The sequence below is a fragment of the Ruegeria sp. YTSA168 genome, from assembly GCF_059610045.1.
In genome coordinates this window covers 79,572-103,118 of record NZ_JBXWMW010000011.1, presented here as the reverse complement: position 1 = coordinate 103,118, position 23,547 = coordinate 79,572, and the positions used below count along the sequence as shown (strand labels likewise).

22 protein-coding genes are annotated in these 23,547 nt (G+C 57.9%); 11 read left to right on the top strand and 11 right to left on the bottom strand.

The features are described from left to right. Positions 1 to 201: 201 nt before the first annotated feature. The 4 genes from dnaA to mutM form a co-directional block, all read right to left on the bottom strand. The gene (gene dnaA / locus AC2FFE_RS16985) at positions 202 to 1,599 is read right to left on the bottom strand and encodes a chromosomal replication initiator protein DnaA (RefSeq protein WP_496847183.1); all 1,398 of its coding nucleotides are present in this window, start codon (positions 1,597 to 1,599) and stop codon (positions 202 to 204) included. Positions 1,600 to 2,155: 556 nt separating this feature from the next. Continuing rightward, positions 2,156 to 2,419 carry a 30S ribosomal protein S20 gene (gene rpsT / locus AC2FFE_RS16980; RefSeq protein WP_496820104.1) on the bottom strand — a complete coding sequence of 88 codons (264 nt, stop codon included), beginning with the start codon at positions 2,417 to 2,419 and terminating at the stop codon, positions 2,156 to 2,158. Positions 2,420 to 2,646: 227 nt separating this feature from the next. Continuing rightward, entirely contained in the window at positions 2,647 to 3,423 is a 777-nt protein-coding gene (gene acuK, locus AC2FFE_RS16975) for an acryloyl-CoA hydratase (protein WP_496820105.1), read from the bottom strand. 65 nt (positions 3,424 to 3,488) lie between these two features. Then, positions 3,489 to 4,340, bottom strand: coding sequence for a bifunctional DNA-formamidopyrimidine glycosylase/DNA-(apurinic or apyrimidinic site) lyase (mutM, locus tag AC2FFE_RS16970; protein WP_496820106.1), 852 nt, complete (start codon positions 4,338 to 4,340; stop codon positions 3,489 to 3,491). Positions 4,341 to 4,426: 86 nt separating this feature from the next. On the opposite strand from mutM, the gene ubiE reads away from it, so the two are divergent. Both ubiE and ubiB read left to right on the top strand, forming a co-directional pair. Then, positions 4,427 to 5,179 (top strand): bifunctional demethylmenaquinone methyltransferase/2-methoxy-6-polyprenyl-1,4-benzoquinol methylase UbiE, encoded by a 753-nt coding sequence (gene ubiE, locus AC2FFE_RS16965; protein WP_496847182.1) that lies wholly within the window; start codon positions 4,427 to 4,429, stop codon positions 5,177 to 5,179. After that, positions 5,180 to 6,709 carry a 2-polyprenylphenol 6-hydroxylase gene (gene ubiB, locus AC2FFE_RS16960; protein WP_496820108.1) on the top strand — a complete coding sequence of 510 codons (1,530 nt, stop codon included), beginning with the start codon at positions 5,180 to 5,182 and terminating at the stop codon, positions 6,707 to 6,709. It begins immediately after the preceding gene. Between the two features lie 96 nt (positions 6,710 to 6,805). Here ubiB and AC2FFE_RS16955 read toward each other — a convergent pair whose 3' ends face one another. Continuing rightward, positions 6,806 to 7,981, bottom strand: coding sequence for an acetyl-CoA C-acyltransferase family protein (locus AC2FFE_RS16955; protein ID WP_496820109.1), 1,176 nt, complete (start codon positions 7,979 to 7,981; stop codon positions 6,806 to 6,808). Positions 7,982 to 8,097: 116 nt separating this feature from the next. On the opposite strand from AC2FFE_RS16955, the gene AC2FFE_RS16950 reads away from it, so the two are divergent. From AC2FFE_RS16950 to AC2FFE_RS16915, 8 genes are all read left to right on the top strand, one after another. After that, positions 8,098 to 8,661, top strand: a complete 564-nt coding sequence (locus AC2FFE_RS16950) for a helix-turn-helix domain-containing protein (RefSeq protein ID WP_496820110.1) — start codon at positions 8,098 to 8,100, stop codon at positions 8,659 to 8,661. A gap of 107 nt (positions 8,662 to 8,768) precedes the next feature. Continuing rightward, on the top strand, positions 8,769 to 9,953 hold the full coding sequence (locus AC2FFE_RS16945; protein ID WP_496847181.1) for a glycine C-acetyltransferase: 1,185 nt from the start codon (positions 8,769 to 8,771) through the stop codon (positions 9,951 to 9,953). Positions 9,954 to 9,967: 14 nt separating this feature from the next. Next, a complete protein-coding gene (gene tdh / locus AC2FFE_RS16940; protein WP_496847196.1) occupies positions 9,968 to 10,996 on the top strand; it encodes an L-threonine 3-dehydrogenase in 1,029 nt (342 codons plus the stop codon). A gap of 64 nt (positions 10,997 to 11,060) precedes the next feature. Next, on the top strand, positions 11,061 to 11,948 hold the full coding sequence (locus tag AC2FFE_RS16935; protein WP_496847180.1) for a tryptophan 2,3-dioxygenase: 888 nt from the start codon (positions 11,061 to 11,063) through the stop codon (positions 11,946 to 11,948). Positions 11,949 to 11,951: 3 nt separating this feature from the next. Continuing rightward, positions 11,952 to 12,779 (top strand): alpha/beta hydrolase, encoded by an 828-nt coding sequence (locus tag AC2FFE_RS16930; RefSeq protein WP_496847179.1) that lies wholly within the window; start codon positions 11,952 to 11,954, stop codon positions 12,777 to 12,779. Between the two features lie 267 nt (positions 12,780 to 13,046). Further along, a complete protein-coding gene (locus AC2FFE_RS16925) occupies positions 13,047 to 13,358 on the top strand; it encodes a PepSY domain-containing protein (protein WP_496820114.1) in 312 nt (103 codons plus the stop codon). 134 nt (positions 13,359 to 13,492) lie between these two features. After that, positions 13,493 to 13,927 carry a helix-turn-helix transcriptional regulator gene (locus tag AC2FFE_RS16920; RefSeq protein ID WP_496847178.1) on the top strand — a complete coding sequence of 145 codons (435 nt, stop codon included), beginning with the start codon at positions 13,493 to 13,495 and terminating at the stop codon, positions 13,925 to 13,927. Positions 13,928 to 13,954: 27 nt separating this feature from the next. Then, entirely contained in the window at positions 13,955 to 15,274 is a 1,320-nt protein-coding gene (locus AC2FFE_RS16915) for a ferredoxin reductase family protein (protein WP_496847177.1), read from the top strand. 186 nt (positions 15,275 to 15,460) lie between these two features. Here AC2FFE_RS16915 and infB read toward each other — a convergent pair whose 3' ends face one another. The 6 genes from infB to pip all read right to left on the bottom strand — a co-directional run bounded on the left by infB (position 15,461) and on the right by pip (position 22,751). After that, positions 15,461 to 17,938, bottom strand: coding sequence for a translation initiation factor IF-2 (infB, locus tag AC2FFE_RS16910; protein WP_496820117.1), 2,478 nt, complete (start codon positions 17,936 to 17,938; stop codon positions 15,461 to 15,463). An 8-nt stretch (positions 17,939 to 17,946) separates the two neighbouring features. Next, entirely contained in the window at positions 17,947 to 18,570 is a 624-nt protein-coding gene (locus AC2FFE_RS16905) for an RNA-binding protein (protein WP_496820118.1), read from the bottom strand. 22 nt (positions 18,571 to 18,592) lie between these two features. Then, positions 18,593 to 20,209 (bottom strand): transcription termination factor NusA, encoded by a 1,617-nt coding sequence (gene nusA / locus AC2FFE_RS16900; RefSeq protein ID WP_496820119.1) that lies wholly within the window; start codon positions 20,207 to 20,209, stop codon positions 18,593 to 18,595. Beyond that, on the bottom strand, positions 20,209 to 20,799 hold the full coding sequence (rimP, locus tag AC2FFE_RS16895; protein ID WP_496847176.1) for a ribosome maturation factor RimP: 591 nt from the start codon (positions 20,797 to 20,799) through the stop codon (positions 20,209 to 20,211). The genes nusA and rimP overlap by 1 nt, the downstream gene beginning before the upstream one ends. 159 nt (positions 20,800 to 20,958) lie before the next feature. After that, a complete protein-coding gene (locus tag AC2FFE_RS16890; protein WP_496820122.1) occupies positions 20,959 to 21,777 on the bottom strand; it encodes an ABC transporter substrate-binding protein in 819 nt (272 codons plus the stop codon). Then, the gene (gene pip / locus AC2FFE_RS16885) at positions 21,774 to 22,751 is read right to left on the bottom strand and encodes a prolyl aminopeptidase (RefSeq protein WP_496820124.1); all 978 of its coding nucleotides are present in this window, start codon (positions 22,749 to 22,751) and stop codon (positions 21,774 to 21,776) included. Before pip ends, AC2FFE_RS16890 begins: the two co-directional genes overlap by 4 nt. Before the next feature lie 48 nt (positions 22,752 to 22,799). Between pip and ubiG the strand changes: the two genes are divergently transcribed. Then, on the top strand, positions 22,800 to 23,546 hold the full coding sequence (gene ubiG / locus AC2FFE_RS16880; protein ID WP_496847175.1) for a bifunctional 2-polyprenyl-6-hydroxyphenol methylase/3-demethylubiquinol 3-O-methyltransferase UbiG: 747 nt from the start codon (positions 22,800 to 22,802) through the stop codon (positions 23,544 to 23,546). Position 23,547: the final 1 nt, after the last annotated feature.

Genomic DNA, 23,547 nt, shown 5'->3' with positions numbered 1-23,547 from the left:
CGAAATGGGCGGGACTGGCACGTTAGCGGTTCCACCCTGAGGCACAAGGATTTTTTACGGATTTCTGGTTTGGAAAACTCGTTCGGTCAAGGGGCGCGTGCGCTGCCAGATACAGTTCACGCGCGACCGTGGACAATACCGCACAAGAAAACGCCCCGAACATTACATCCGGGGCATCGCTGACTGGTTATGCCTTAGACCTCAGGCTTCGAGCGCGCGGCGCAACATTTCCACGTCTTCCGCGATCTGGCCATCGGTGACTTTCAATTCTTCGATCCGCTTGACACCATGCATGACCGTGGTGTGGTCGCGTCCACCAAACCGGCGCCCTATTTCGGGCAAGGAGCGACTGGTCAATTGCTTGCACAGATACATCGCCACCTGACGCGGACGCGCGTAAGAGCGCAGACGTTTGGGCCCGATGATGTCCGACAAACGGATGTTGTAGTAGTCGGACACTTTGCGTTGAATCTCTTCGACCGTGATTTTGCGTTCCGAGGCGCGCAGCACGTCGGCCAGACAATCCTGCGTCAACTCCATGTCGATCTCACGCCCAACCAGCGAGGCGAAAGCAAACAGACGGGTCAAAGCGCCTTCCAACACGCGCACATTGGTCGAAATGCGATGAGCCAGGAATTCAAGCACCCCATCCGCAATTACCAGATCAGGATAAGTGCTGATATGCTGTTGAACCTTGTTCTGAAGGATGCCCAGACGCAGTTCGTAATCGGTCGGGTGCAGATCGACGACCAATCCACATTGCAGGCGCGATTTTACGCGATCTTCCAGGTCCTTGATCTCACCCGGGGCGCGGTCAGCCGAGATAATGATCTGCTTGTTCTGATCCACCAGCGCATTGAAGGTATGAAAGAATTCTTCCTGAGTGGAATCCTTGCCCGCGATGAACTGCACATCATCAACCATCAGCACGTCGACCGACCGGAATAGATGTTTGAAATCCATCATCCGGCGTTCCCGCAGGGCCTGCACGAAGCGATACATGAACTGTTCCGCCGACAGATAAAGCACATTCAGTTCGGGGTGTTTGGTTTTCAGCTCCCAGGCGATGGCGTGCATCAGGTGGGTCTTACCCAGTCCAACACCCCCATAGAGGACCAGCGGGTTGAATGTAACGGGCCCGCCTTCTGACACACGACGCGCGGCGGCATGAGCCAGTTCGTTCGGCTTGCCCACCACAAAGCTGTCAAAGGTAAAACGCGGATCCAAAGGCGCGGCTTGCATCGAATCCAACGCCTCTTGCGCGGCATCAGAACGGGGTGCCACAGGCGCGTCGACGGTCTCGCTTGCTGCCGCTTCGACCACTGGTTTCGCGACGGCATTCGGACGCGCCGGGGTATTCGCCGCAACGCGGAAATCCAAACGCTGCACGGTTTCCCCCGAAGTGTTCAGCTCATACAAAATGAGATCGGCAAAGTTCTGACTGACATAGTTGCCCATGAAATTGGTCGGCACAGAGAACACCGCGACACCATCTTGCAACTCTTCAAACGTCAGAGGTTCAATCCAGGTCGTGTAGTTGTTCCGGCCAATTACCTTGATCAACTTGTTACGCAGTAGTCCCCATTTCTCTTGTGTCATTCAGCGCCTCACGCATCCCATTCTTTATTGGCCTGTCGGCCTTATTCATACGGAACCGGTTTCCCGGCTTAGGGATTCATCACGCATAGGGGTCATATGCGCCAAACCGAATGGTTCGACGAGATCGTCACCTGAATGCAACAGCGCTCTGGTTAAGACGGCTGACAAAAATCAGCCGCCCGACGAACCGGGTCGCAGATAGCACACACATTTTCTAGACAGAGCCAGAACCATCGGTTAGTCCGAGATCCGTAGCAAATCGGCAGCCCGGACAAAGCCGGTCATCGACGCCAACCCCACAATCATTCTGATGCCCGTCAGTTTGATCGTGGAAACAGCCTGTCCCCCCAAGCGAGTGAATCGCTGAATCAGTGGTAGCAAGATGGCATGGGGCGCGGCAACGAAACTCTGATATTGACTCGGCTCTTTGGCCGAAAGAATCTCTCGGTTTTGTGAGGACGCGGCATTCCGGCAACAGCAAAAAAGGCGCCGCACTTCGCGACGCCTTCGAAATTGGTTCAGCCTTTCTGACATGACCCAAGGTCATGCAGAAGACTTAGCCCAGTGCTTTGACGCGCGCCGACAGGCGCGACATTTTACGGGCTGCGGTATTCTTGTGGAAGACGCCTTTTGTAACGCCACGCATCAGCTCGGGCTGCGCCGCGCGCAGGGCTGAGGTGGCAGCATCTTTGTCGCCGGATGCGATCGCTTCTTCGACTTTGCGCAGATAGGTACGGATGCGCGAACGGCGCGCTTTGTTTACAGCGAAACGCTTTTCGTTCTGACGGGCGCGCTTCTTTGCCTGGGGCGAGTTAGCCATGTGTTTCTTGACCTTTGTTCGGTACGGTTATCTTGGGTTGCGCGCCACGGACATATCCGCACCGGATCAGAAATCACGAGTGTGAGTCGGGCCAGGCGGGCCGCACGCGCATGTATAGCGGCGCTACCTACCCAAGTTTTCCGGCTTTGCCAAGCCGATTCTTGAACCGCATCTGCCAGACATGAAAAAGGCGGGACCTGCCCGCCAGTCTCTCACCAATTTGCGCTTTATCTGTCGCGGAACTGAGCCGCACGCTTTTCCAGGAAGGCCGCCATGCCTTCTTTCTGATCTTCGGTCGCAAACATCGAATGGAACACGCGACGCTCGAACAACAAACCTTCGCTTAGGGGCAGTTCATAGCTGCGGTTCACCGCCTCTTTGGCAGCGGCCGCCGTCAGCAGCGATTTCTCGGCGATCTTCTGTGCTGCTCCCATGGCTTCTTCAAGCAGCTTCTTGGCCGGAACAACCCGACTGACAAGCCCCGAGCGTTCAGCCTCTTCCGCATCCATGAAACGACCCGTCAGGTTCATGTCCATGGCTTTGGACTTGCCGACAAAGCGCGTCAGGCGTTGCGTACCACCGATGCCTGCAATCACACCCAGATTAATCTCGGGCTGGCCGAACTTGGCCGTATCAGCGGCAATGATGAAATCACACATCATGGCCATTTCGCATCCACCGCCCAGCGCGTAACCCGCCACCGCCGCAATAATCGGCTTGCGAATAGCCGCTACACGTTCGTTGACCGAGGCAAAAAGATCCGCGCTAAGCACATCGACAAAGCTCATCTCGGACATCTCCTTGATGTCCGCACCTGCAGCAAAGGCCTTGTCCGAGCCGGTGATCACAATGCAGCGCACCTTATCGTTCTGGTCTGCTTCTTCCAGCGCGTCGCACAGTTCACTCACCAACTGAGTGTTCAGCGCATTCATTGCGTCTGGTCTGTCCAGCTTGATCAGCCCGACATGGTCTTCGATTTCGACGATGATCGTCTCAAAAGCCATAAGGTTTAGCTTCCGGTTGTTCCGTTCAGGTACGATTCCTTATCACGCGAAAAACTTGGATCAAGTTATCTTTGGCATTGCGCACAATAGAAGGATGAGCGACCGGACTGGGTGATTCTCTTGATCGAAGCGCCGCATCCTTCGGTACGGCACGGTTCATCTTCTCGCCCATAGACGTCAAAGCTGTGCTGAAAATATCCAAGCTCTCCATCAGCTTGGCGGAAATCCCGCAGCGACGAGCCGCCAGCATCAATTGCATCCTGAAGCACCTGCCGGATGATCGGTACCAAGGTTGCAACACGCGGCTTAGAAATCTGCCCGGCTTTGCGACGTGGCGACACTCGACCTCGATAAAGCGCCTCGCAGACGTAAATGTTACCCAAACCAGCAACGATTCCCTGATCCAGAAGCGCCGATTTCACGGGCGTATTCTTGCCTTTGAACGCGTCGATCAGGTGTTGTTCGTGGAAGTCGTTGCCCAAGGGCTCTGGCCCCAGAACAGATAGCAGCTTGTGATCGTCGGCCGTCGCCGTTTGCAACAGGTCCATCGCCCCGAACCGGCGCGGATCATTGAACGTCACGCGGGCTCCGTTGGCCATATGGAATACGACATGGTCATGTTTCTGCGCCATTGGGTGCTCATGCACGAACTGGCCCAACGGATCGCCGGACACGGTCATCCGACCTGACATGCCCAAATGCACCAAAAGGGTCTCACCACTGCTGAGATCGGCCAGAATGTACTTTGACCGCCGCCGCAGCCGTTCAACACGTTGCCCGGTTAGGCGTTCGGCCATCTGCTCGGGAAATGGCCATCGCAGATCAGGGCGGTTCACGTCCGCCTGCGCGATCACCACACCTTCCATCGCCGGAGCAAGGCCGCGCCTTACAGTCTCGACCTCAGGCAACTCGGGCATTACATGGCTCCTATACCAAAGGGCCGCATTGTGCCCGCTTCTCATGGCCCTATAACAGAAGCGAAATTCGACAAACGGCAAGGCAAATGTCTGACATCAACGACAACACCACTCATTTCGGGTTCGAAACCGTGCGCGAGGCGGACAAGGCAGAGCGCGTGCAAGGCGTGTTCAGTTCTGTCGCCTCGAAATACGATGTGATGAATGATGTCATGTCGATGGGCATTCACCGGATCTGGAAAGATGCGATGATGGATTGGCTCGCGCCCCGTCCCGGTCAACGCCTGCTGGATGTGGCCGGGGGCACCGGAGATATTTCCTTCCGCTTCCTCAAGCGCGCCGGTCATGGCCACGCAACCGTGCTGGATCTGACCGAATCGATGCTGATCGAAGGCCGTCAACGGGCCGAGGCGGATCAGATGTCTGAAAGTCTGGACTGGGTGGTGGGCGATGCAATGTCGCTGCCGTTCGAAGACAACACCTTCGACGTCTACACGATCTCCTTCGGCATCCGGAACGTCACCCGCCCACAAGAGGCGCTGAACGAGGCGTTCCGCGTCCTGAAACCCGGCGGCCGCCTGATGGTGCTGGAGTTCAGCCAGTTGCCGAATGACGGGCTGCAGAAACTCTATGACCTCTACAGCTTCAACGTCATCCCGCGCATGGGCAAGCTGATTGCCAATGACTACGACAGCTATCAGTATCTCGTGGAATCGATCCGCAAGTTTCCCGATCAAGAGACATTCCTGAACATGGTCCGCACCGCCGGGTTCGAAAACGCCAAGTACCGCAACCTAAGCATGGGAATTGCCGCGCTGCATTCCGGCTGGAAAATCTAGATGCGCGGCCCGCACAATATCATTCGCCTGATCCGAACGGGCGCCACGCTGGAACGCACCGGCGCCATGAACGTGGTACTGGATGCGTTTGAGGCCCCTAGATCGTTGCGCTTCGTGGCCCACGCCCTGGGTAAGCCCTTTCAATGGCTGGGCTACAAGGGCGATCCGGATATGCCCCCCGCGACGCGCGCCCTGACCGCACTTGGCCCCGCCTATATCAAGTTCGGGCAGGTGCTCTCGACCCGTCCCGATGTTGTCGGCGATGAACTGGCCGAACAATTGCGCGTCTTGCAGGACAAGCTCCCGCCATTCTCCAAAGCCGAAGCCATGGCTGAGGTGGAAAAGGAACTCGGGCAACCCGTCAGTGACATCTTCAGTGAATTCAGCGCCCCCATCGCCGCTGCCTCGATCGCACAGGTCCACAAGGCTAAACTGGTCACTACAGGCGAAGACGTGGCCGTCAAAGTCCTGCGCCCGGGCATCGAACGTGCCTTCCGCAAGGATGTCGACGCATTCTATTTCGCCGCCCGCATCGTGCAACTCTTTGCCCCCGGCGCACGCCGCCTCCGCCCGATGGAGGTGATCGAACATTTCGACGGCGTCGTGCGTGGCGAACTTGACCTGCGCCTCGAAAGCGCTGCCGCTTCGGAATATGCCGCCAACACCAAGGATGATGCTGGGTTCTGGTTGCCTCCGGTTGTGTGGTCGCTATCGGCCCGCAGGGTCATGACGCTCAGCTGGGCCGACGGGGTCGCGCTGGGTGACAATGACGCGCTGGATGCTGCGGGCCACAATCGCCGCGATCTGGCCGAGCGCGTCCTGCGCCTGTTCCTGCTACACGCGTTACGCGACGGCTACTTCCACGCCGATATGCATCAGGGCAACCTCAAGGTCGCTGCCAACAGCGATATCATCGCTTATGACTACGGCATCATGGGCCATATCGACGAATACACCCGCCGGGTCTATGCCGAGATCCTCTTTGGCTTCATCCGCCGCGACTATAAGCGCGTGGCCGAGGTTCATTTCGAGGCCGGATACGTCCCAGCCGACCGGGATGTCGACGAATTCGCGCGCGCCCTGCGCGCAGTGGGCGAACCCATCTTTGGAATGGACGCCTCACATATTTCCATGGGTCGCCTGCTAAACTACCTGTTCGAGGTGACCGAACGCTTCGGCATGGAAACCCGGACCGAATTGATTCTGCTGCAACGCACCATGGTTGTCGTCGAAGGCGTCGCCCGTTCACTCGATCCGCATATGAATATCTGGGAAGTCGCCCGCCCCGTGGTCGAAGATTACATCAAACGCTCAATCGGCCCACGCGCGGCGCTGCGGGACTTTGGAAAAACCGCTCTGGTTCTGGCCAGGTTCGGCCCGCGTCTGCCCGCGCTGGTAGAAAACGCACTCATCGCACAAACGCAAAAAGAAGAGCCCAATGATTCAGGCCTTCTACGCGGCATCCTCACAACCGTACTCGGCGCCGTTCTCGGAGCTGCGGCGGTTCTTCTGATCATGACGCTCAGCTAGATCCAGCCCACCTGCTTCATCTGGCCATAAATATCCTCGGGGGGAATCGCGCCCATGGCGCGATGGGGGGCAGACAGCCCCCCGCCCGATCTCTGATCAAAGCCGTTCGATGGCAAGGGCGATTCCCTGACCGCCCCCAATGCACATGGTAATCAATCCCTTCGACCCCCTTGTGCGCTCCAGCTCGTATAGTGTCTTCAGAGTGATGATCGCACCCGTCGCACCGACCGGATGTCCCAGCGCGATCGCTCCACCATTCGGGTTCACCTTCGCAGCATCCAAACCAAGTTCCTGATTGACCGCCAAAGCTTGCGAGGCGAAGGCCTCGTTGCTTTCGATCACATCAAAGTCTGCCGCTGACAAGCCTGTCTTCTTCAACAGGTGCTGAACCGCTGGAACCGGGCCAATCCCCATCACCTCGGGCCTGACGCCTGCATGGGCATATCCCAACACCCGCGCCTTGGGCTTCAACCCAGCCTTCTCCGCCGCATCCGCTGTGGCCAGAACCATCGCCGCGGCGCCATCATTGATGCCCGAGGCATTGCCCGCCGTCACGCGCCCCTCTTTCTTGAATACCGGACGCAGACCAGCCAGCGCTTCGGCGGTGGTCGCTTTGGGGTGTTCGTCCACCACAAAGTCAACCATGTCCCGCTTAATCTTGACCTGAACCGGCGCGATCTGGCTTTCGAAATATCCTGCCTCAATCGCAGCCGCCGCGCGGGTCTGGCTGGTTAGGGCAAACGCATCCATCTGTTCACGGCTGATCTGATGCTCATCCGCAACGTTCTCGGCCGTAACACCCATATGGCCAGTTCCGAACGGGCAGTTCAGCGCCCCCAGCATCATATCCAAGGATGATACATCACCCATCTTTGCCCCCCAGCGCGCCTGAGGCACGATATAGGGGCTGCGAGACATGCTCTCAGCACCGCCTGCCACCGCAAAATCCGCGTCACCCAGCATCAGCGCCTGCACCGCCGACACAATGGCCTGCGCACCAGAACCACACAGACGGTTCACATTCATCGCAGGTGTCCCGTTCGGGATCCCGGCCTGCATCGCTGCAACCCGCGAGAGGTACATATCGCGCGGCTCGGTATTGATCACATGACCAAAGACAACGGTCCCGATCTGAGCACCTTCAACACCCGAACGCTCAAGCGCTGCTTCAGTCGCCACGGTTGCCAGCTCAATCGGCGCAGTCGATGCCAATGCACCGCCAAAGGTGCCAATTGCGGTGCGCGCACCGTCGAGAATTACAATATCGGTCATGGGACAATCCTCCTGAATTTGCGCTTACTATGCACCCGCTGAATGACCCTGTCGCGCAAGACGTCCCGTCACGGTCAGAATTGACATCCGCTCTCGCAACACGCATGGATTCCGTCATGACGGAAAACACAGACGATATCCTGACCCGCCTGCCCGCCCGCCTGAAAGAGGCGCGCCGGGCCAAAGGGCTTTCGCTGGAAGCGGTGGCCAATCTCAGCGGCGTCTCGCGGTCCATGGTCAGCCAGATCGAACGCGGCGAAAGCAGCCCCACCATCTCGACCTTGTGGAACCTGACCCGCGCCTTGCAGGTCGATTTCGCGGGCCTTCTGGACGATGCCAACAGCACCGACCAGATCGAAGTTTTGCGTCAGGCCGAAGTGCCCAGCATCGACAATATGGGCGAGAAATGCCGCATCCGCATCCTCTCTCCCCCGGAAGAGGCCGGAGGGCATGAGGTCTACGATATCCAGTTCGAAGCCGGTGGGGCGCTGAACAGCCAACCGCATGCGCGGGGGGCACGGGAACAGCTGACCGTGCTTGAAGGTGCTGTCCGTATTACCTCTGGCGCGGCGGTTTCCGAACTGCACCAAGGCGATACCGCGCGATATGCGGTCGACATTGTGCATTCCATTTCAGCGATTGATGCAGCGCGCGTGTTCCTGATCGTCAAGAACGCCTGATCCGTGAAATCCGTCTTCGCGGATATTTTTCCTGAATATTGTATTTCCCCTATTTGGGAAACGTATCCGTTATGATAGATATGCGACTCAGTTGATCGGAGGTCGCCATGGCAGATGCATTCCTGTCCCACATCACGGACACACTCGCACAGATCGAATCCGAGGGTTTGTATAAACGCGAACGCATGATCACCTCGCCTCAGGGCGGTGAGATTACGGTAGGCGACAAACAGGTGATCAACCTGTGCGCCAATAACTATCTGGGTCTGGCGGATCATCCCGCACTGATCGACGCAGCAACAAATGCGATGGAGCCGAAAGGCTTTGGCATGGCCTCCGTTCGGTTCATCTGTGGCACCCAGGATATCCACCGGGAGTTGGAACAGAAGCTGGCCGAGTTCCTGAACAAGGACGACTCAATCCTGTTCGCTGCCTGTTTTGACGCAAACGGGGGGCTGTTCGAACCGTTACTGGGCCCCGAGGATGCTATCATCTCGGACAGTCTTAACCACGCTTCGATCATCGACGGCGTGCGCCTGTGCAAGGCCAAGCGCTATCGCTACATGAACAACGACATGAACGATCTCGAGGCGTGGTTGAAACAAGCACGCGAGGACGGCGCGCGACATATCATGATCGCCACTGACGGCGTATTTTCGATGGACGGCTATCTGGCCAACCTGCCGAAAATCCGCGAACTGGCCGACAAATACGACGCCATTGTCATGGTCGACGATTGCCACGCGACTGGCTTCATGGGGCCGAACGGGGCTGGCACGCCAGATCACTTCGGTGTTGAAGTCGACATCCTGACGGGAACCCTGGGCAAGGCACTTGGGGGGGCAATCGGCGGCTACATCGCTGCGCGCCAACCAGTAATCGACCTGCTGCGGCAGCGGGCGCGGCCCTATCTGTTCTCAAACTCGCTGCCGCCCTCCATCGTCGCCGCCGGGTTGGAGGCAATTCGGCTGGTCGAAGAAGGTGACATGCTGCGCGCCCAACTGTTCGGCAACGCCAAGTACTGGCGCGCCGGGCTAGAGAAGCTGGGGTTTGATCTGCTGCCCGGGGAACATCCGATCATCCCCGTCATGCTGGGTGAGGCTCAGCTGGCACAGGATATGGCGGCAAAGCTATTTGAGGAAGGCGTTTATGTCTCGGGCTTCTTCTTCCCGGTTGTCCCGCGCGGGCAAGCGCGGATCAGAACGCAGATGAATGCAGCCCTGACGCGCGAGGAACTGGATCGCGCCTTGGCTGCCTTTGGCAAGGTCGGCAAGGACCTGGGAGTGATCTGATGCGCCCCAACACGATGAAAGCGCTGGAGAAATCCAAACCTGAAGAGGGGTTGTGGATGGTGCAGGCCCCAGTGCCCGAGATCGGCCCGGACGAGGTCTTAATCCGCGTCAACAAGACCGGCATTTGTGGCACGGATATTCACATCTGGAATTGGGATGACTGGGCGTCTCATACCGTGCCGGTTCCGATGATCACAGGCCATGAATTTGCCGGTCAGATTGTCGAGATCGGGCGGAACGTGACCGCGCTTGAGATTGGGCAGCGGTGTTCTGGCGAAGGTCACCTGATCACCACCGACAGCCGCCAAAGCCGTGCAGGCAAGTTCCATCTGGATCCCGGCACCCGCGGGATCGGCGTGAATGAACAAGGTGCCTTTGCTGAATACCTAAAGCTGCCCGCCTTCAATGTCGTCCCGCTGCCCGATGAGGTGCCTGATGAAATCGGCGCCATCCTCGACCCGCTCGGCAATGCCGTTCACACCGCACTAAGTTTCGATCTGCTGGGCGAGGATGTTCTGATCACTGGCGCAGGCCCGATCGGGATCATGGCCGCCGCCGTTGCGCGCCATGCGGGTGCTCGAAACGTGGTGATTACTGATATCAACGCCGATCGGTTAAAGCTGGCCAAACATGTGGTGCCAACCGTGCGCCCTGTCGATGTATCCGCCGAGGACCTGAACGACGTCATCACCGAGCTTGGGATGCAACAGGGTTTTGACGTTGGTCTGGAAATGTCTGGGTCTCAGGCCGCGCTGGACCAGATGGTCGAAGCCTTGGTGATGGGCGGCAAGATTGCTCTGCTGGGTATCCCCCCTGGCAAATCCCCGGTCGATTGGTCCCGCATCGTATTCAAGGCAATCACCATCAAGGGTGTCTATGGCCGCGAGATGTTTGAGACCTGGTACAAGATGATCGCCATGTTGCAGAACGGTTTGGATGTCAGTCGTGTGATCACCCATCGCTATGGCGTGGACGACTTTGACAAAGGCTTTGCCGCCATGAAGTCCGGCCAATCCGGCAAGGTTGTTCTGGACTGGACTTGAACCACTGGAAAGTTGCAAACGCAGCCTCTACACACGTAGCAAACAGCGCGCGTGGGGAGGCAGCATGAGCGATAAAGCCAATGAAGACCGGTACCTTGAACGCGGGATTGAGGACTCACTGGTCACCAATTTCGCCGAGACCCACCGCAAAAGCTATGGCGACTTTCTGCAACTCAAGACCCTGCTGAACCTGCAACGTACGTTTCAGGACCCGGCCCAGCCGGATGAAATGCTATTCATCATCATCCATCAGGTCAGTGAGCTATGGCTGAAACTGATGCATCACCAACTGGTCGAAGTACGACGCTTCTTGCAGCAGGATGAATTCGGCCCGGCGATGAAGAACATCGACCGGATCAAAGCCATTCAACGGCAGTTGATCACCGCATGGGAAACCCTGCTGACCATGACACCTGCCGATTACATGACATTCCGTCAGGCCCTTGGCAGTTCGTCCGGCTTTCAAAGCTACGGGTACCGCCAGATCGAATTCATTCTGGGCAATAAGGATGCCTCGACCCTGAAGGTTCATGAACATGATCCCGAGGTCATGGAGCAGCTGAACGCGGCCCTGACAAAACCGTCGCTGTATGATGAGGTGTTGCATATGCTTGCGCGCCAGGGCTTCGATGTACCGCAAGACCTGTTGGACCGCGACTATGCACAACCCTATTCAGGGGACGCTCGCGTGGTGAAAATCTGGGCGCAAGTGTACAGCGATACGGGCCGGTATTGGCAGCTGTATGCGCTGGCAGAAAAGCTGATGGATGTGGAATCCCTGTTCCAGCGCTGGCGCTTCGATCATGTCACTGCAGTCGAGCGCGTGATCGGCAACCAACCGGGCACAGGCGGATCCAGCGGCGTCTCCTTCTTGCGCAAGGCCTTGGATCTGCGGTTCTTCCATGATCTCTACGATGTACGTACCGAGTTGATGTACACAGATCAGGAGTAGGTGATGCTGTATCGCGGGTTTTCCAAGTCCGAGCTGGAGCAGGAATATTCCCCCAGTTCCATGGTCGGCGGCGACCTCACGCCTTATCTGAACAGTTATGCCGCCCTGAGTGCACAACACCGCGCGCAAATGACCGTGCAAGAAAACCTTGCATATGGCGAAAGCCCAACTCAGGTTCTGGATTTCTTCCCGGCCAAAGGCGCAGGCGCGCCGCTCCATGTATTCATCCATGGTGGATATTGGCAGGCGCTCAGCCAGCGCGAGTCTGCTATGATGGCCCCGACCTTGATCGAGGCTGAACACTCCTTTGCGACGCTGAACTACACGCTCGCCCCCGACGCCCGCATCGGGGATATGGTCGAAGAATGCAGCAACGCGCTGTTATGGCTGGCCTCGCAGGCCGAAACGCTTGGGTTTGATCCCTCGCGGATCACGCTATCAGGGCACAGCGCAGGCGCGCATCTGGCCAGTATGGTCATGGCACGTTCAGCCAACGATCTGGCCCGCGCCGGGTTGCGGGTGCGTGATGTGATCCTGATCAGCGGGGTCTATGATCTGGAACCGATCAGCCTGACCCCGGTGAACGACCCGCTGCAACTGACCCCGGTCGAGGTAAATGACCTGTCGCCCATCCGCAACCTGCCTCGTCCCGGTCCGCGCTACCACGTGACCGTCGCCGAAAGGGACACGCCCGAGTTCATCCGCCAAAGCCGGGACTATGCGGAACTGCTGCGCAAAGCCGGGCATGCCGTCAGTTTCGACCTGCAAAAGGGGATGCACCATTTTGATATCATCATGCATTCGAGGACGTTTTTGGCGGTGTCACAGTAGGCAGAGTATTGGACTTCGGCGAGATTTTCGCCGCATCGCAAACCGATACAACCATAACAAACCACACTTTTGTGCAGAGCTTCGAATGTCAGCTTGGAGCCCAAACTCACCGATGCAGCGGACCGCACGAATGGCCGATTTCATTCGTAAACATTCGGCCTAGGCCGCTCAAAACCTCCCGAAAGTCCAATTTTTCCCGGTGACTATTCCGCCGATGTAGAAGCAACCGCACAACGCGGTGACATCAGTCAATGAAAGGAAAACAACATGGCCAACCTTGGCAAAACGGCTCTTCTTGCATCGCTTCTTATCCCCGGCGCTGCGCTTGCGCAGGTCAACATTGGTGATCAACTCGGGTCTTCGGAGACTGCTATCCAAGCTGCATTGGAAGCACAGGGATATACCATCACCGAGATCGAAACGGAGGATGGAGAAATCGAAGTCGAAGCCACGATCGGCGGTCAATCCTTCGAGTTCGAGGTCTCGCCGGAAACCAGCTTGGTGCTCAACGCCTACCAGGATGATGACGAGGACGGTGAAGACGCAAACGAGGATGACGACGAAGGAGAAAATAATTAAACATTTTCGTGTGTGCCCTCCAAAAGGGGCGCACCTTTGCCAAGGATGAAGGTTTGAATATGTCTCGTGTTGCGGTTCTTTGGTCCCTTTTTGCGCTTCAAGCCATCTGTTGTGCGTATTTCCTGATGGACATCGTGTGGGATCTGCTTTGGCCTTCCTCATTCAACCGCTTCGCGGAAAGCGACGTTCTCGAGGCGTTGGTGACGATCGCCTTGTTTTTTGGGTTGGCGTTTACCGGCAATGAACTCCGTCAATTGCTGACGCGGCATGACCAACTGGAAAATCAGATCAAGATCGCTTCTGGCGCATTCACGGAGGTCATGGAATCGCGCTTCAAGGACTGGTCGCTGACCAATGCTGAAAGTGAGATTGCAATTCTGGCAATCAAAGGGTTTTCCATCGCGGAAATGGCCAAGATTCGTGACACCAAGCAGGGAACGGTGAAGGCGCAATGCGCCTCTGTCTACAAGAAGGCAGATGTCGCAGGACGTTTGCAGCTCATAAGCGTTTTTCTAGATGATCTCATGGCAGATAGCTTGGTTGCTTCGACGCAGAAAGCGGCAATTTAGGACATTATCATGAACCCTATTGGACTTTTGATCATTGCGGCGACAGCGCTCTTTCCCGCATTTCAACTCTTTTCGCTGCCGAATGTGACTGACAAGGTTGCCCTCTTTTCACAGTTTCTTGGTCTTGCAGCGTTGACCCTGATGGCTTGGGGGCAAATCCTATCTACTCGGTTGCGAGGGATTGAAACCTTCTTTGGTGGGTTGGACCGCGTTTACGTCTTGCACAAATGGGCAGGCATCCTCGTCATGATAGCGCTTTTGCTGCACGATACGATTGATGCGGACATGAGCGGCCTGGGCCGCGAAACTGCACTTAACGAATTGGCGGAAACCTTAGGCGAGATCAGCCTTTATGGCTTGTTGATCCTCGTGGTCGTGTCGGTTGCGACGTTCATTCCATATCACCTCTGGAAATGGACCCACAAAGCCATGGGAGCGATGTTCGCCGCAGGGACATTCCATTTCTTTTTCATCATGAAGCCCTTTGCCATGAGCGACCCGTCAGGGCTCTATACCGGGTTTTTCTGTTTGGTGGGGCTTGCGGCATACATCTGGATGCTTCTGCCAGAAACGATGCGCCCGAGCTACGGCTACAAGATCGTAGACATTGAAGCCACGGGTGACGCCATGGCCATCACATTGTCACCTGAAGGGAAACCAATGCGCCCCAAACCGGGGCAGTTCGGTGTGTTGCGGTTCACTGGCGCGGGCAAGGCGGAGCCTCATCCATTCAGCTTTTCGAAGATTGATGAAAACGGCTCGCTGCGGGTAACGATCAAGGCACTCGGCGATTTCACAGCTAGCCTCAAGAACGCGGTTCAGATTGGTCAGGATGTACGGGTCCAGGGACCTTTTGGCAGGTTTCGACATACTGGAAAAACGCAAGAGATCTGGGTTGCCGGGGGCATCGGCATTACCCCGTTTCTGGCTTGGGCACATGCTCTTGAAGAAAGCGCCGAGCACGTTGATCTCTTTTACTGCGTAAAATCCAGGGACCAAGCACCACATCTTTCGGAGCTGAAGGCCCTTGCGGGTGCGAAATCTAACCTTGACCTGCACTTGGTCACCTCGAACGAGGGAAAGAGACTTTCAGCAGAGATGATTTCCCAAGGTGTTCACGGCAATCTGTCAAAGATGCGTGTCTCATTCTGCGGTCCCGTTTCGCTGCGTGATACACTCAGGAAAGGCTTGGCGCAGTGTGGCGTAAATGCTCGAAATTTTCACTACGAAGAGTTTGAGTTCCGGACGGGCGTTGGGTTGAAAGCGCTTGCAGCTTGGATCCTGAAGCGAAGGGAGATCTCAGCACCGAAAGCCTCGCCGCAAGCTGAAGCGGCTATTGAGCCTTAAGATACTGACAGCCGCTCCGTCCGCACACCTGCCATTGGATCAGATCAACTTGGCAGCAGGTCCGAGGTTGCATGGTGATTGATACCATCCGGAAGCAGAACGCCTCAAACAATGCACCGTAAGTTCGCCGCGCAAAAAAACAGCGGCCCGATTGGACCGCTGCTTCAAATTTCTTCGTGAACCGAGTTAGTCCAGCGTTCGAGTGACTTCTTCGCGCTCGAAAATCTCGATCACGTCGCCGGGGCGTATATCATCGTAGTTCTCAAATGCCATACCGCATTCCTGACCCGACTGAACCTCGGTCACTTCGTCCTTGAAGCGTTTCAGCGTCTTCAGCGTGCCTTCGTGGATCACCACATTGTCGCGCAGCAGGCGCACGCCTGCGGACCGGCGGGCAACGCCTTCGGTGACCAGACAGCCGGCAACCTTGCCAACGCCAGTGACTTTGAAGACTTCGCGAATTTCGGCATAACCGATGAACTTCTCGCGGATCTCGGCGCTCAGCAGGCCGGATGCGGCAGCTTTCACGTCATCCACGAGGTCATAGATCACCGAATAATACCGGATTTCCACACCCTTCTGGTTCGCTGTGTTCCGCGCCGACGCATTGGCACGCACGTTGAAGCCAAGGATCGGCGCACCGGAAGCCTCGGCCAGGCCGACATCCGTTTCGGTAATTGCACCTACGCCCGAGTGCAGAACGCGCACGCGCACTTCGTCGTTGCCGATCTTCTCCATCGCCTGAACGATGGCCTCAGCCGAGCCTTGAACGTCTGCTTTCATCAGAATTGGTAGTTCGTCGACGTTCTCGTCTTCCTTGGCCTTCTGCATCAGCTGCTCAAGGGTCGTCGCGGCACCGGCGGCGGCGCGTTTGTCCTTGGCGGCCTGCTCGCGATAGGCGGCAATCTCGCGCGCTTGCGCTTCGGTCTCGGTCACGTTCAGAACGTCGCCCGCTTCGGGCGTACCGTTGAGACCCAGAACCTCGACCGGAACCGAGGGGCCAGCCTCTTTGACGCGCTCACCCTTGTCGTTGATCAGCGCACGAACCTTACCGTATTGCTCACCCACGACGAAGATATCGCCCTGACGCAGTGTGCCGTTCTGAACCAGAACAGTGGCGACGGGGCCGCGGCCCACATCCAGCTGTGCTTCGATCACGGCACCGTGGGCGGCGCGGTTGGGGTTGGCTTTCAATTCCAGAATCTCGGCCTGCAGCGCAATGGCCTCCAGCAATTCGTCCAGACCCTGGCCGGTGATCGCGGACACTTCGACGTCCTGAACTTCACCCGACATCTTCTCGACAATGACTTCGTGCTGCAACAGATCGGTGCGCACCTTGTCCGGGTTTGCATCTGGCTTGTCGACCTTGTTGATCGCCACGATCATCGGCACTTCGGCCGCTTTGGCGTGGTTGATCGCCTCGATCGTCTGCGGCATCACCGCATCATCGGCGGCAACAACCAGAACCACGATATCCGTGACCTGAGCCCCGCGCGAACGCATCGAAGTAAAGGCCGCGTGGCCCGGTGTATCCAGGAAACTCAGTGTCGTTCCGCCATCGGTTTTTACCTGATAAGCGCCAATGTGCTGGGTGATGCCCCCGGCCTCTCCAGCCACAACGCGCGCGTCGCGGATAGCGTCCAACAACGAGGTTTTCCCGTGGTCAACGTGACCCATGATGGTAATGACCGGCGGGCGCGACTGCAGATCGTCTTCGCTGTCTTCAACCTCTTTGATGACGTCTTCGACATCCGAATCGGAGACGCGAGTCACCTTATGCCCAAACTCTTCGATGATCAGTTCCGCAGTATCGGCGTCGATGGTCTGGTTCTGTGTAACCATCATGCCCATCTGCATCAGCGACTTGACCACATCGGCCACACGCTCGGCCATACGGTTGGCCAGTTCCGAAACCATGATCGCCTCAGGGAGCTGAACATCACGAATGACCTTTTCCCGCTCGACCGTGCCGCCCATGGCTTTCTGACGCGCGCGCTCCTGCTTGCGCTTCATGGCTGCCATCGAACGCTGGCGGTTGCCTTCGCCGCCGGTCGCCTGACCCAGTGTCAGCTTGCCCGAGCGGCGGTTGTCATCACGTCCCTTGCCGCGGTTGCCGCGCTGCTCACGCTCGCGATCCTGCTTGCGTGGTGTCGCTGCTGGCGCAGGTTTGCTAGCCGGGCTGCGCGCGGCTTTTGGTTCTTCAGGAGCCGGAGCCGCAGCCGCGCGCTTGGCGGCTTCTTCAGCCTCTTTGCGCTGACGTTCTTCTTCTTCGGCCTTGGCGCGAGCGCGTTCTTCAGCTTCGCGCTGCTCGCGCTCCTTGGCCTCTTGCTCTGCACGACGGCGGGCACGTTCTTCTTCACGCGCTTTTTCCTGCGCTTCACGCTGTGCCGCTTCTTCGGATTCGCGGGCCTTGGCGGCCTGCAATGCCTTCATACGGCGTGCCATTTCCGCATCGGAAATGCCTGCAGGACGACGCGACGGATCACCCGACGGCGCAGCACCGCCACCCGGCTTGCTGGCACCCGGCTTGGGAACCACCACGCGCTTGCGCTTGGTTTCCACCACGACATTCTTGGTGCGTCCGTGGCTGAAACTCTGTTTCACATTTCCGGGGCGCGCCCCGCCACGAAGACCCAATGTCTTTTTGCCGTCATTATCGCTCATAAAGCTTCTTACCCTTCCGCGCGGCCCCTGCCGCCGTCATCCGTTTCGCGCAAGCCACGCAGGCGCTGCGCTTCCTCTACAACACGTTTGGCGAGTCCGCCAGAGGCCAAGGCCGCATGAATCACCGTTTGGCGCCCAAATGCCTGTCCTAATTCGTCTGCCGTCAGCCAACCGATGTATTTTCCAAAGTGCGGCGTGCTGAGTTTCGACTTGCCACGCCCCGATCCATCTGCGGCCTGAAGCAGCACTTGCGCCTCTTCACGGTCCAGCCAGGTCTTGACCTTTTCATAACCCGCGACCGCATCACCAGACTTGCGCGCCAGACTCAACAGCTCGATCACCCGGCGTGCAACCTGCTTTTCCACCTCGTCGATCAGGTCTTTGGGTGCGCTTACCTGCGCCTTGAACCCGCGCGAGAACAGCTTTTTGCCAACGGCCTTGTCCAATGCGGTGCGATCTGCCGCCACATAAACCCCGCGCCCCGGCAGTTTCGCCGCGACATCCGGATAGACCTGCCCATCTGGTCCGGCGACAAAGCGGATCAGCCCATATTTGGGCTGTACCTCGCCCGTGGCGATGCATTTCCGCTCTGGCCCGTCGGCCCGATCCTTATGGACGCCACTGCGACCCATGTGCGCACCCGAGGCCCTGAAATCAGGCCTCGGCCTCCTCTTCTGCAACGTCGCTGTCTTCGTCTTCAGCCTGCTCCAGCTCGGCCGGATCAACCCAACCCAGCATGATGCGCGCTGTCATCACCAAATCCTGCGCTTCTTCCAGCGTGACGCCGAAGGGTTCCAGAACACCGTCATCCTTGATGCGTTCGCCATCGACCGTGGTCCAGCCACCGGCCAGTTCCCAGTCAGCACAGGTTGCGAAGTCTTCCAGCGTCTTCACATCATCCTTGGCCAGCGCCTCTACCATCTGGGGTGTCAGGCCTTCGAATTCAATAAGGCTGTCCTCGACGCCCAGCGCACGAGCCGCATCCAGCGCCGCCTTGGCCTGTGCCTCCAGGAATTCCCGCGCACGCGTCTGCAATTCCTGTGCGGTGCCTTCGTCCACACCGTCGATGACCAAGAGTTCTTCGATCTCGACATAGGCCACCTCTTCGAGGTTGGTGAACCCTTCCGACACCAGCAGCTGGGCGAAGAATTCGTCCAGATCCAGCGTTTCCATGAACAGCTGAGTGCGAGCTTCGAATTCCTTCTGACGACGCGCCGATTCTTCGGCCTCGGTCATGATATCGATGTCCAGGTTGGTCAGCTGGCTGGCCAGACGCACGTTCTGACCACGGCGACCGATGGCGAGGCTCAGTTGCTCCTCGGGGACCACAACTTCGATCTTGCCAGCTTCTTCGTCCAGAACAACCTTGGAGACCTCGGCAGGCTGCAGAGCATTCACCAGGAAAGTCGGCTGATCTTCGTTCCACGGGATGATGTCAATTTTTTCACCCTGCAGCTCGTTCACAACGGCTTGCACGCGGCTACCGCGCATACCAACGCAGGCACCGACGGGGTCGATGGAACCGTCATAGGAAATCACGGCAATCTTGGCGCGTGAACCAGGGTCACGGGCCACGGCCTTGACCTCGATGATACCATCATAGATTTCCGGCACTTCCATTTTGAACAGCTCGGCCATGAATTCCGGCGCAGTGCGCGACAGGAAGATCTGGTGGCCACGTACTTCGCGACGAACCTCTTTGATATACGCACGCACACGGTCATTCGGGCGATAGCTTTCGCGGCCGATCTTGTCATTGCGGCGCAGAACAGCCTCGGCACCGCCCAGATCGACGATGACGTTGCCGAATTCCTCGCGCTTGACGGCACCGTTGATGATGGTACCTGCACGATCCTTGAATTCTTCGTACTGACGATCCCGCTCGGCTTCGCGAACCTTTTGCAGGATTACCTGCTTGGCGGACTGAGCCGCAATTCGGCCCATTTCAACCGGAGGCACTTCTTCGACGAAGACATCACCGACCTCGGGGTTTTCCATGTATTGTTTGGCTTGCTCGACGGTAAACTCTGCCTGATAGTTCTCAAGCTCTTCATCCTCGACCACGGTGCGGACGCGAGTAAAGGTCGCCTTGCCGGTCTTGCGGTCGATGCTGACGCGGATGTCCATCTCGGCGCCGTAACGGCTCTTGGCGGCACGCGCGAGCGATTCTTCCATCGCTTCGACAACCAGACCGGGGTCGATCATCTTTTCGCGGGCCACGGCCTCGGCGGTCTGCAGCAGCTCCAGCTGGTTGGCTGAGGTGATTGCCATCAGTTCGTCTCCTCTTCGGACCCTTCGGTCTCAATCTCGTCGAAAGCGTTTTCGTTCAGGGCACCGGCGTCTTTGCGCTGGCGCAGCATTTCCTTGATCAAATCATCGGTCAGCACAAGCTTGGCGTCGCTCAGCCAGTCGAATTGCAGACCGATGGTGATGGTTTCAGGCCCTTCGGGGATGTTGATCAGAACCTCATCCCCTTCGATCCCAGCCAGTTCACCCTTGAATCGGCGGCGACCGTCAATCAGTTCGGTAGTTTCGATCTTGGCCTCGTATCCCTCGAAAGTCTCAAAATCCTTGAGACGGGTCAGGGGCCGATCGATCCCGGGGCTGGACACTTCCAGCGTATAAGCGTCCAAAATCGGGTCCTCGACATCCAGTGTGGCGCTGACCGCGTTCGAAATCTCGGCGCAGTCATCCACTTCGATACCGCCATCGGGCTTATCGGCCATGATCTGCATCGTGGTGGTCTTGCCGCTCATCAAACGGATGCGGACAAGTTCATACCCCAGATCCTCGATCACGGGGGTGATGATCTCGGCCAGTCGCCGGTCGATGGCCGCTTTGGCTATAAGGTCGTTTGTCATCAGGTTCTCTACCCTTCAATCGGGCACAAAAAAACGGGCGCGCGGCCCGTCGAATTTTCCGGTGGAGCCTTGAACCCGAAGTCCAACGCGCCGCTGTTGCAACTGCATATACGCAGGAGTTTCCGAGTCTGCAACCCCCGGCGCAAAACGTGATCGAATTTACGCCAGCCACCACCTTTCGGCGATGCGCCCATCATCCAGCGCAGCCTTGCCGATCTGTCTGGGCATCCCGACATGCGGCGCAACAGCCAGCGACATATCCTTGTCATTCGGGAAGAATCGCAGGCCGCGTTTGTCGCGCAGCTGATCACCGGCAGGCACAGCTGCGATATCGACATAGCCATCGCGCAACGCCTCGGCCCGGACCTGCGCGTCGGGGATCACGATGACCTCAATCTTATCGGCCCATCCGGCGGTATTGCCCTTATAGTGATCGGCCACTTTTCGCCCCAGAAAATTCCGATCATCTTCGGCCCTTTCAACGCGGTAACAGCCCGTGCCGTTGGCCAGTTTCAAGGGCGTCACACCTGAACCGTTCCGCGTAATCACAAACCTTGTGTCTGCCAACAGGAACGGCAGCCCCGTGTTTGGCGTCGCAAGCTCAACGCGCATTGCAGATGCAGACAAGGCCTCTGCCCGCCCAAATTCGGCCAACACGGGAAGAGCATCCGCTAGTTCCAGGTTAGACCCATCGTGGAATTGAACGCCCTCTCGCAGATTGAACGTCCAGACGCGGGCATCCGCATCGGTCTGCCAAGAAGTCGCAAGCTCGGGCCGTAGCGTCCCGTCGGGCGCGATTTCGGTCAGGGTATCGAACACAGCGCCACGGGCGACCTGTTCCAGGCTGTCATCGCGCGGTACAGCCAAACGCAAGGTCCCGCCAGCCTTGGGTGTATCCGCCAAAGACGCCCCCGTTGCCGCCAGCAATGCAGCCGCAGCACCCGAAGCGAACAAAGCACGGCGATCCATCCGGGTCATGCCCACCCCTCCGCTACACGGTCCATGATGCGCACAAGCTCGGCGCTGATGCCCGGCTCGGAAAGGGCATGCCCGGCCTGACGTACCATCTTGAGCTCGGCATTTGGCCAGCGATCCGCAAGGCTCCACGCCGCTTGAGGCGGGCAGATCATATCGTACCGGCCCTGAACGATATGGCCAGGGATATGTGCAATCCGGTCCATCTGATCCAGAATCTGCCCGTCCTTCTCCAAGAAGGCGCCGTTGGTGAAATAGTGATTTTCGAGCCGCGCAAAGGCCCGAGCATATTCGCCGGGGCTTTCGCCCACCACGCCGTTTGAATGGATCGATGCCAACGCATTTTCCCATGCGGACCAAGCCTTGGCATACAAGACCTCGGTCGCCCGATCACCCGAGAACAGGCGTTTGTTGTAGGCTTTGATCGTGTCCGACAGCTCATCTTCGGCCAGCAGCGAAGTGAACTTCGCCCATGGCTCGGGCCAGAACCTGCCTGCACCCCCACCATAGAACCAATCCAGCTCAGCCTGGGTCGCCAGAAACACCCCACGCAGCACCAGGCGGCTCACCCGATCCGGATGGGCCTGCGCATAAATCAGCGCCAAAGTCGCGCCCCAGCTGCCGCCAAACACCGTCCATTCGTCAATATCCAGAAGCGACCGCAGGCGTTCAATATCTTCAACCAGATGCCAGGTCGTATTGTCCTCGACTGACGCATGGGGGCGCGACTTCCCGCATCCGCGCTGATCGAACAGAATCACCCGGAACACGCGCGGATCGAAATAGCGCCGCATCGCGGGGCTGCAACCACCACCGGGACCGCCATGCAGAACCACTACTGGCAGCCCGTCAGGATTGCCGCTTTGTTCCATATAAATCTGGTGCCCTTCGCCCACGCTGACCAATCGCTGATCGAACGGGTCGATCTGCGGGTACAAATATTGCACTGCGCGCTTTTGGTCCGGGTACTTGTCCATTATGGCCCTATATAGTCCTTAAGCGTAAAAGAGCATACGGAGACAGGAATGCAAGCGCATCCGAACACGGTGGACCCCTCCGAGATCGCAAAATTCGAGGCGATGGCCGCGGAATGGTGGGATCCGAACGGGAAATTCAAGCCTTTGCATATGCTGAATCCGTGTCGTCTGGATTATATCACACAGCAAATCGCCGGGGAATTTGACCGTGATCTGAAGGCTGCGGAACCGTTCGAAGGCCTGCGCCTGCTGGATATCGGCTGCGGCGGAGGTTTGCTGAGCGAACCGATGGCCCGCCTTGGCGCGACGGTCGTGGGCGCAGATGCCGCCGAGCGCAACCTGCCCGTCGCCCGCATCCATGCCGAACAATCGGGGCTGGAGATCGACTATCGCCACACCACGGCCGAGGATATGGCCGCCGCAGGCGAACAATTCGACGTGGTGCTGAACATGGAAGTGGTCGAACACGTGGCCGACCCGCAATCCTACCTGACCGCCACGCAGCAACTGCTGAAACCCGGCGGGTTACAGGTGTGCTCCACCATCAACCGCAACCCGAAATCCTATGCGATGGCCATTTTCGGGGCCGAGGTCGTCATGCGCTGGCTGCCGCGCGGCACGCATGAGTGGAACAAGTTCATCACCCCCGATGAGCTGTTTGACCTGCTACGCCAAGCCGGGCTGGAGCCGGTGGACCGCAAAGGGTTCGTGTTCAACCCGATCCTGTGGAACTGGTCGATCTCGGACCGGGATTTGAGCGTGAATTATGTGACGGCGAGTGTGAAGGCGGGGTGAC